This is a genomic window from Allobosea sp. 05L423 (genome assembly GCF_056397745.1).
In genome coordinates this window covers 95501-104079 of sequence record NZ_JBFTOA010000016.1, presented here as the reverse complement: position 1 = coordinate 104079, position 8579 = coordinate 95501, and the positions used below count along the sequence as shown (strand labels likewise).

Annotated in this window: 8 protein-coding genes and 1 pseudogene; 7 read left to right on the top strand and 2 right to left on the bottom strand. The window is 61.0% G+C overall.

Annotated elements, in window-relative coordinates; all coding sequences use genetic code 11:
- Positions 1-297: pseudogene (locus AC1DNE_RS24510) on the top strand (dihydrolipoyl dehydrogenase); the annotation flags it as partial.
- Positions 298-314: 17 nt separating this feature from the next.
- Here the strand turns inward: AC1DNE_RS24510 and AC1DNE_RS24505 are convergent.
- Complete coding sequence (locus tag AC1DNE_RS24505) at positions 315-1295, bottom strand: sugar-binding transcriptional regulator (protein WP_441473215.1); 981 nt, start codon at positions 1293-1295, stop codon at positions 315-317.
- Between the two features lie 227 nt (positions 1296-1522).
- Here AC1DNE_RS24505 and surE point away from each other — a divergent pair, with 227 nt between their 5' ends.
- On the top strand, positions 1523-2278 hold the full coding sequence (gene surE / locus AC1DNE_RS24500; protein WP_441473214.1) for a 5'/3'-nucleotidase SurE: 756 nt from the start codon (positions 1523-1525) through the stop codon (positions 2276-2278).
- A 39-nt stretch (positions 2279-2317) separates the two neighbouring features.
- Here the strand turns inward: surE and AC1DNE_RS24495 are convergent, their stop codons facing one another.
- On the bottom strand, positions 2318-3163 hold the full coding sequence (locus AC1DNE_RS24495; protein WP_441473213.1) for a metallophosphoesterase family protein: 846 nt from the start codon (positions 3161-3163) through the stop codon (positions 2318-2320).
- Positions 3164-3308: 145 nt separating this feature from the next.
- On the opposite strand from AC1DNE_RS24495, the gene AC1DNE_RS24490 reads away from it, so the two are divergent.
- The 5 genes from AC1DNE_RS24490 (at position 3309) to AC1DNE_RS24470 (ending at position 8517) form a co-directional block, all read left to right on the top strand.
- Positions 3309-4385 (top strand): ABC transporter ATP-binding protein, encoded by a 1077-nt coding sequence (locus AC1DNE_RS24490; protein ID WP_441473212.1) that lies wholly within the window; start codon positions 3309-3311, stop codon positions 4383-4385.
- Positions 4386-4482: 97 nt separating this feature from the next.
- Positions 4483-5727 (top strand): ABC transporter substrate-binding protein, encoded by a 1245-nt coding sequence (locus tag AC1DNE_RS24485; RefSeq protein WP_476765762.1) that lies wholly within the window; start codon positions 4483-4485, stop codon positions 5725-5727.
- Between the two features lie 164 nt (positions 5728-5891).
- Positions 5892-6701, top strand: a complete 810-nt coding sequence (locus AC1DNE_RS24480) for a carbohydrate ABC transporter permease (RefSeq protein ID WP_441473222.1) — start codon at positions 5892-5894, stop codon at positions 6699-6701.
- Positions 6698-7540 (top strand): carbohydrate ABC transporter permease, encoded by an 843-nt coding sequence (locus AC1DNE_RS24475; RefSeq protein ID WP_441473210.1) that lies wholly within the window; start codon positions 6698-6700, stop codon positions 7538-7540. The genes AC1DNE_RS24480 and AC1DNE_RS24475 overlap by 4 nt, the downstream gene beginning before the upstream one ends.
- Complete coding sequence (locus AC1DNE_RS24470) at positions 7537-8517, top strand: carbohydrate kinase family protein (protein WP_441473209.1); 981 nt, start codon at positions 7537-7539, stop codon at positions 8515-8517. The genes AC1DNE_RS24475 and AC1DNE_RS24470 overlap by 4 nt, the downstream gene beginning before the upstream one ends.
- The last annotated feature ends 62 nt before the right edge of the window (positions 8518-8579 follow it).

The window sequence follows — 8579 nt, the reverse complement described above, 5'->3', positions numbered from 1 at the left end:
GCCGCCGGCCATGAGATCAAGGTCGGCCGCTTCAACTTCGTCGCCAACGGCAAGGCGGTCGCGCTCGGCGAGGACAGCGGCCTCGCCAAGACGATCTTCGACGCCAAGACCGGCAAGCTGCTCGGCGCCCATCTGGTCGGCCCGGAAGTSACSGARCTGATCCAGGGCTTCGTCGTCGCGATGAACCTCGAGACGACCGAGGAAGAGCTGATGCACACCATCTTCCCGCATCCGACCCTGTCGGAGGTGATGAAGGAGAGCGTGCTCGACGCCTACGGCAAGGTGYTGAACGCCTGAGGCCGTGAAGCGAATGTTTATAGGGGGGGCAGCTTCAACAACGCTTTTGCCGCCGACGTGTCGGTGATCAGCACCGTCGCTTTGGTTGCTGCGATCCCGGCCCGGATCGCCTTTGCCTTGTGCTGTCCCCCGGATGAGATCACGACATTACCGACGTCATGCAAATCAGCCGGGCTCACGGCCATCACACGCTGGTTTACCGCGTGATCGACCAGACGCCCGTCTGCATCGACAAAATGACAGAGCACGTCGCCGACCGCGCCGGCCGCAGCGAGGCTTTTCAATTCGTCCTTTTCCAGAATCCCGCGCCGGAATATCGACGCCTCCTCGCCCAGGCTGCCAACGCTGATCAGTGCGATATCGACACGCCGAGCTCTTTCCCGCAGGTCTTGAAAACCGGGTATTGCCCAGAGCTGCCGGGCAAGGTCTGCCTGCGGCAGGAAAACCGGCGCTGCGATCTGATAGAGCTTGGTCTTGTAGAAATCGGCCAAGCGCCACGACACTGCGGACGGATTGTCGGCGGTGGCGTTCGTCAACCCGCCAAGCAGGGACACCACAGTCAGATCTTCTATTTCCCGCCAAGTCAGTGCCTGCATACAGACCTTGAGGGTCGCACCCCAGCCTACACCGACCGTCGCGCCTGCAAAGAGCTGTTCGGAGATGTACTGCCCGGTCGCATGACCGACAACGGCGGCGATGCTAGCCTCGCTCTGGGCGCTCGCCGGCGCCACGACGGCCTCGCTCAGCTTGAGATGCCGTTCGAGCTGCCGTTGCAGCGTAAAGATTGAGTCTGCCTGCGAGTTGATGGAGATTTTGACCGTGCCATCCTCGCGAGCAGCAGCCAGGAGGCGCAGGACTTTGATCCTGCTGATGCCGATCCGCTCCGCGACCTGTTCCTGAGTGTGCCCCTCCACAAAATACAGCCAAGCAGCCTTGAGCTTGAGCTCGTTCTGGTCGGCCTGGAATTTCGTGATTTTGGGGGGCACATTCCTAGCCATCGTTCCTCCAATCTTGGTCGGTCGCATCGATCGCGTGGAAACCACGAATGCGTGCGTTTTCGAAACGTTGGACCGGCTCTACAGCATCGAAACGGAAAGTGAAATCCGCATCGTCCCCGCAAAATCGGAACCGACGTGTCGTGAAATTATTTGAACATATAGACTATATATGACATAAAAGTGCACATTTTTCATCTACAGTTGATGGCGGCGGGATAAGGACGACCATGCGAATTTTGATCTCGAACGACGATGGGATCAGCGCCCACGGCCTCGCAGAGCTTGAGCGCGCAGCCAGGCGCCTGAGCGAGGATGTCTGGGTCGTTGCTCCGGACGGAAATCGGAGCGGGTTTGCGCATGGCATCACCTTCCGCAAGGGCTTCGACATCGAACGTGTCGCTCCGCAACGCTATACTTGTTCGGGAACTCCGGCGGACTGCGTTATAGCGGCCATGAGCTGGGTTTTTCGTGATGCGAAGCTTCCCGATCTCGTGCTCTCCGGCATCAACGAGGGACGCAACGTGGCGGAGGACGTCTCCTATTCCGGCACGATGGCCGTCGCCCGAGAGGCCGCGCTGCGCGGCGTCCCCGGCATCGCATTCTCCCGGCCCCGCGACAGCCTGGAGTTCGATGACGCAGGCAGCGGATGGCTTGCCGAACGCATCGATGCCTTTTGGGAGGCCCGTGCCGAATGGGCGCGCGATGGCCACTGGCTGAGCGTGAACCTTCCGAGGATGGTCCCGGCCCACATGCGCATGGCGAGGATCGGACGCGACAAGGTCGCCAACAAGGTGATCATCCACCGGGAAACGGAGGATCGCGCCGTGATCGAACCCTTGGCAGACCGCGATTATGCCTCGACGCCGGGCGACGAAAATCACCTTATCGATTCCGGGATCGCCTCCGTCGTCTGCTTCAATTGGATGGGTCAGGCAGAGGTTCCGTTCAGCGCGCTGAAGGATATCGCCGCTGAGCCGGCTTGAGTTATAGCGGGCAGGCCGGCAGCCTGCCCGCATACCGCCTCAATGGGTCGGGTAGACCTCTTCGATCATATCGTCGAGATAACTAGTCACCGAACCTGGGATGTGCAGCACCCGCGTTTCGATACGGCCATCGTCATGCAGGGTATGCTCGGCATGACCAACCTGCCGCGATCCGCCCATCTCGGGAACCAGCGCTTCTCGGGTCGTGAAGGCGACTGAAGGCCCCCATTCCAGCGCTATTCCACCATACCGGCGGGAGCGCTGCTGGTGCAAATGGCCGCTGGCGATGAGCCGGAGCCGGGAATCCTCCACGAGGCTGCGAAACCGGCGCCCGCCGCTCGGATCGACAGTCCAGTAGGTTCGCTCTGTCGGCTCCGGTTCGTCGATGAAAAGCGGTTGATGAGTAAAAAGTGCGATGTACCGGCTTTCGGCGCTAGCAAGCTGCTGGTCCATCCAGTCGAATTGTGCCTGCTCCTCGTCCAGTCCTGAGCCTACCAACATCGAATTGATCGCGATGACCCGCCAGGCTGGCGTGTCGAACGACCAACGGTCAGGACCAAAAAAGCGCCTGTAACGCTCGAGCCGGCCGAGGTTGATCGCGCTCCCGTTCATCTGCTCGGGCTTCGACAAGGCCGGATTGTCTCCGACATCGTGATTGCCCGGGATGAACCACACCTGCTTCGGGAACTGGCCGAAGAAGTCACGGCAATAGGCGTGATCCTCCTCGTAACGCACGCCATCGAGCGTGATGTCGCCGGTGTGCACGATCAGATCGTGGTCGCATTGGCGCAGTGGCTCTCGCATCAGATCGTTGTTCAGCCGGAAATGCTCCGTGCGGGGCGAAAGATGCGTGTCGGAGATCTGGAGAATGCGAAAAGGGGGCATGGGCGTCCTCGCGCAGGGCAGGTGATGCCGATCCTAGAATATGAACATATGTCTTGACTACACAAAAATAGTTCATTTACTGTCGGCAACAGGATCGAGATTGAGACGGCGCAGGCCGCTGATCCAAACACCGAAAGGGGAGCGGATGGCAGGGATCGAAATCCGGGACCTGAAGAAGGCTTGGGGCGGCTTCAATGCCGTCAATGGAATCAGCTTTTCAGTCGAGCCCGGCACGCTGACCGTGTTGCTCGGGCCCTCCGGCTGCGGAAAATCCACCACCTTGCGGATGATCGCGGGGCTCGACCAGCCGACGTCGGGTACAATCCGCATCGGCGGCCGGGACGTCACGCAAGCTCCGCCGGCAGAGCGCGGGCTGGCGATGGTCTTCCAGAACTATGCTCTGTTTCCGCACCTGAGCGTCGCCGAGAACGTCGTCTTCGGTCTCAAGGTCCGACGCGTGCCCGCGGCCGAGCGCCAGCGGAGGTTGTCGCGCGCGACCGATGTGCTCGGCCTCTCCAAATTGCTCGACCGCCGGCCATCGCAACTGTCGGGCGGCCAGCAGCAGAGAGTGGCGCTGGCACGAGCTGTCGTCGCCGAAGCGTCAGTCTGCCTTATGGACGAGCCGCTCTCGAATCTCGACGCTCAGTTGCGGCTCGAAACCCGGCGCGAAATACGCCGCCTCCAGCAGCAACTGGGAATGACGATGGTCTTCGTCACCCATGACCAGGTCGAGGCGATGACGCTCGCAGACCAGGTCGTGTTGATGCGTGGAGGACTGATCGAGCAAAAGAGCCCCCCCGATCAGCTCTACAATCTGCCGGCCAGCGCATTCTGCGCCCGCTTTATCGGGACCCCGCCGATGAACCTTGTCGCGCTCGAGCATGGCGCTTCCGGAGCGACGATCGCGGGATCGCCCGCGCAGGCGGGTGTTCCGGGCGCGACCGGTGACATGCTGCTTGGATTGCGCCCCGAGGATATTCGCGTCGGTGTTCCCGGCGGAGTGCCCGCTACGGTGGCGGTTGCCGAGTATCATGGTGCCGACAGCGTGCTGGAGTGCCGCGTAGGATCCCAGGCGCTGCAGGTCCGTGTCGAGGGGGCGCAGCGCTTTGAGAAGGGGCGCGAGATCACACTCGGTTGGGCAGCAGAGGACGCTCATCTCTTTTGCGCCACCACCGAGCGGCGCATCGATGCGGCTGCGGCGCCCTATGGCCGGGCCGCATGAAGCGGAGCTCGAAACAACACCAATAATCACAATAAGGGAGGACGACATGTCGAGCGGACGGTTTAATTGGACCAGACGGTGCATATTGGCGGCGAGCATGCTGGCTGGCATGGCTCAAGCGGCGGCAGCGAAGGTCGAGATCAGCTTCTATTATCCGATTGCCATCGGTGGTCCAGTCACCAAGGTCGTCGACGACCTGATCAACCGCTTTGAGAGCAGCCATCCCGACATAAAGGTCAAGGCCGTTTATTCGGGAACCTATCCGGAAACACTGTCCAAATCGCTGGCCGCCCTGAAATCCGGTACCCCGCCCGAAATGGCTGTCGTCCTGTCGGCCGACATGTACACACTCGTCGACGAGGATGCGATCGTTCCGATCGAGAGCCTGGCCAAAACGGCCGACGACAAAAGCTGGCTAGGTGGCTTCTCCGACGTCTTCATGCTCAACAGCCGCTCGGACGGCAAGACATGGGGCATCCCGTTCCAGAGGGGAACGACCGTTTTCTTCTGGAACAAGAACGCATTCAAGGAAGCAGGGCTAAATCCGGAAATCGGGCCGCAGAACTGGGAGGAAGTCGTATCCTTCGCCAAGAAACTGACCAAGCGCGACGGGAACGGTAACGTCACACAATGGGGCATGCAGGTCCCCACATCGCTGACTTCATACTGGATCCTGCAAGGTTACGTCGCTCAGAATGGTGGAAAGATCGCCGACCTGGATGGGCGGAAGACCCACTTCGACTCACCTGAAGTGGTCGGCGCGCTACAATACCTTGTCGACCTCTCGCGTACGCACAAGGTCATGAAGCCCGGCGTGATCGAGTGGGCGACGACACCAAAGGACTTCTTCGAGGGCCGCACCGCGATGTTCACGACGACGAGCGGCAATCTTACCAATGTGAAGAACAACGCGCCGTTTCCTTTCGGCGTTCAGATCCTGCCCGAGAACAAGCGCCGCGGTGCACCGACCAGCGGCGGCAACATCTTCATTTTCAGGAGTTCCGATGCCGCCAAGCAGGCGGCCGCCTTCACCTTCGCAAAATGGCTTACTTCGGCGGAGCAGGCCGCGGAGTGGAGCATAAAGACCGGTTACATCGCGCCTCGCGATGACGCGTGGGAGACCCCCGCGATGAAGAATTACGTCGCCACTTTCCCCGGCGCAGCAGTGCCTCGTCAGCAGATCCCATTCATGGGCCCCGAGCTCTCGACGCACGAGAACCAGCGGGTCGCCCGCGCCATCGACGACGGCATCGAGGCCGCGATGACCGGCACGCGTTCACCCGCCGAGGCGATGGCGAACGCCCAGCGTGAGGCTGAGCGCATACTTCGCAGCTATCGCTGAGCGCTTCGGCTTTATCAGCAATCCGCCGCGCCGACCGTCCGGCGCGGTGTCGTTCCGCACAACATGGACGGCGGCTCTGCCGCCATCTGGGGACGCCCGTGACCAGATTGTCGAACTATGTCACCGCCTGGCTGCTGTTGCTCCCGGCCGTCGTCCTGCTGACGATGTTCACCCACATTCCCGCGGCTCTGACCGTCATCAACAGCTTCTACACGACGCCACGAGGCGCTCGGCCGGCTCGCTTCATCGGCGGCGACAACTATGCCGCGATGCTGGCCGATCCGGTCTTCCTCGCCGCATTGAAGAATAACGCGATCTATTCGCTGGGGACTGTGCCGCTGTCGATCGCACTGTCGTTGGCCATGGCGCTCATCGTCAATTCCGCGATCCGTGGGCGGGCGCTGTTGCGCATGTCGTTCTTCCTGCCGACCGTCTTGCCGATGATCGCGGTCGCCAACATTTGGCTGTTCTTCTACACGCCCGGTTACGGACTGTTCGACCGCGCCTTGTCGATCTTCGGCCACAGCCAACACAACTGGCTGGGTGACGCCGACACTGTGCTCGGCAGCCTGATGCTGCTCGCGATCTGGAAGGAAGCCGGCTTCTTCATGATCTTCTATCTGGCTGCGCTGCAGCAGCAGAGCCCGACTCTCCGCGAGGCTGCCGCCTTGGAGGGGGCGAGCCGTTGGTATTTCTTCCGCCGCGTGACCTTTCCGTTGCTGATGCCGACCACGCTCTTCGTTCTGATCAACGCGATCATCAACTCGTTCAGGCTGATCGACCATGTGATCGTTATGACCCGGGGCGGCCCCGACAACGCCAGCACGCTCCTCCTCTATTATGTCTACAACACCGCATTCCGTTTCTGGGACACATCCTACGCGGCCGCGCTGACTGTGGTGCTGCTTGGCCTGCTGGCGACGCTGGCATTCGTGCAGTTCGGCGTCCTCGATCGAAAGGTGCATTACAAATGAGCGCGTCAGCAGGCACCGCGCCGGCATCATTCCCAACAGTCGGCCGGTGGATTGAAATCGCCGGCAGTTATTTGCTCGGCCTGCTGTGGATCTTGCCGCTGTTCTATGCCGTCTGGATGGCGTTTCATCCGGCAGCCTATGAGGCGCGCTTCGAGCTGTTTGCGCCGCTCACTCTTTCGAACTTCACGGAGGCCTGGCAGTCCGCTCCGTTCGCGCGCTATTTCCTCAACACGTTTCTACTGATCAGCGTCATCCTGGCATCGCAGTTCGTCATCTGCACACTCGCGGCCTATGCCTTCGCCCGCTACGAATTCCCCGGAAAGCTGGTCGTATTTCTGCTGATCTTGATCCAACTGATGATCATGCCGGAAGTGCTTCTGGTCGAAAACTACCGCACGATGGTTCGTCTGGGCCTGGTCGATACGGTTTGGGCCATAGGCCTGCCCTATTTCGCGTCCGCCTTCGGCATTTTCCTGCTGCGCCAGGCTTTCCTCACTGTTCCCAAAGAACTCGACGATGCCGCCCGCGTGGAAGGCGCCGGCACGCTGGCCGTGCTGTTGAAGGTCTATGTCCCGCTCTCGCGCCCGATCTACGTGGCCTATGGGCTGGTGTCGGTGAGTTATCACTGGAACAATCTTCTCTGGCCGCTGGTCATCACCAATTCGGTATCGACCCGACCGCTGACGGTCGGCCTCCAGATATTCTCCTCCCCGGACCAAGGCGTGCAGTGGAGCATCATCTCCGCTGCCGCCCTGATGACGTCCGCGCCGCTGCTGATCGGCTTCCTGCTTTTCCAGCGTCAGTTCGTGCAAAGCTTCATGCGCGCAGGAATCAAATGAGCACAACGATTGCAGACGGCGGAGCCAGCCTAACGAAGTACGATTACGCTTCGATCGGCTTTTACACGTTCGACTGTCTCGGCTGGCCTTTCGAGGGCGTCCCTGACGGCGGGGGAACGTTCTTCCTCGACGAGCTGACGCTCGCAGTATCCGGCGCGGCCGGAACGGCTGCTATCGCCGCGGCCAAGATGGGGCTTTCATGCCGGGCGGTCGGTGGCGTCGGTGATGATCTCATGGGGCATTGGGTGCTTCAACGCCTGCGCGAGTTCGGCATCGATGTCTCCCGCATGCAGCAGATCGCCGGCAGCCGAACCTCGTCATCGATCGTAACCACGCGACGTGACGGTTCCAGACCGGCCCTGCACATGAAGGGCGCGACGGCGGACTTCTTTGTAGAAGATCATGCCCTCGACGCAGTTTGTTCGGCGCGTATCGTTCATCTTGGCGGCGTAGGGCTTATGGACCGGATGGACCACAGCCAGAACGCGCGCCTGCTCCAACGCGCAAAGCAAGCGGGAGCGATAACGACCGTCGACGTGTTCGCCGGTTCGCAGGCCGATCTGCCAGCCGTGGCTCGTGTCCTGCCTTATACCGACTATTTCATGCCCTCGATCGAAGAGGCCATGGCGTTGACCGGCGGAAACGATCCGACCGTGATAGCCCGTCAGTTTTTCGATTATGGGGCGCGTTGCTGCATTTTCACCCTGGGGGCCGAGGGCGCATCCTACCACCATTCAGACGGACAGGAGTTTCGGGTTCCGGCCTTCGATGTCCCGGTGAAATGCACTTGCGGTTGCGGCGATGCATTCAATGCCGGGATGGCGGTCGCGCTCTGTCGCAACCTGGATCCGGAAACCGCCGTGCGCTTCGCCCAAGCGACCTCGGCACTCAATGCAACCGGGTTGGGATCACAGGCCGGCGTGCAATCTTTTGAGCATACCTGGGATTTCATGACAACCGTCCCGCTGCGCGCCTAGCATTGCTCTGATATCGAGCAACTCGCCCGGCAGAAAAATGGCTCGCGAACAACGCCCGCGGC

Bases quoted from the DNA above. Each gene is read 5' to 3' on its own strand.
- AC1DNE_RS24480 (WP_441473222.1), top strand. From the start codon at position 5,892: ATGTTCACCCACATTCCCGCGGCTCTGACCGTCATCAACAGCTTCTAC.
- surE (WP_441473214.1), top strand. From the start codon at position 1,523: ATGCGAATTTTGATCTCGAACGACGATGGGATCAGCGCCCACGGCCTC.
- AC1DNE_RS24505 (WP_441473215.1), bottom strand. From the start codon at position 1,295: ATGGCTAGGAATGTGCCCCCCAAAATCACGAAATTCCAGGCCGACCAG.
- AC1DNE_RS24495 (WP_441473213.1), bottom strand. From the start codon at position 3,163: ATGCCCCCTTTTCGCATTCTCCAGATCTCCGACACGCATCTTTCGCCC.
- AC1DNE_RS24475 (WP_441473210.1), top strand. From the start codon at position 6,698: ATGAGCGCGTCAGCAGGCACCGCGCCGGCATCATTCCCAACAGTCGGC.
- AC1DNE_RS24470 (WP_441473209.1), top strand. From the start codon at position 7,537: ATGAGCACAACGATTGCAGACGGCGGAGCCAGCCTAACGAAGTACGAT.
- AC1DNE_RS24490 (WP_441473212.1), top strand. From the start codon at position 3,309: ATGGCAGGGATCGAAATCCGGGACCTGAAGAAGGCTTGGGGCGGCTTC.
- AC1DNE_RS24485 (WP_476765762.1), top strand. From the start codon at position 4,483: ATGCTGGCTGGCATGGCTCAAGCGGCGGCAGCGAAGGTCGAGATCAGC.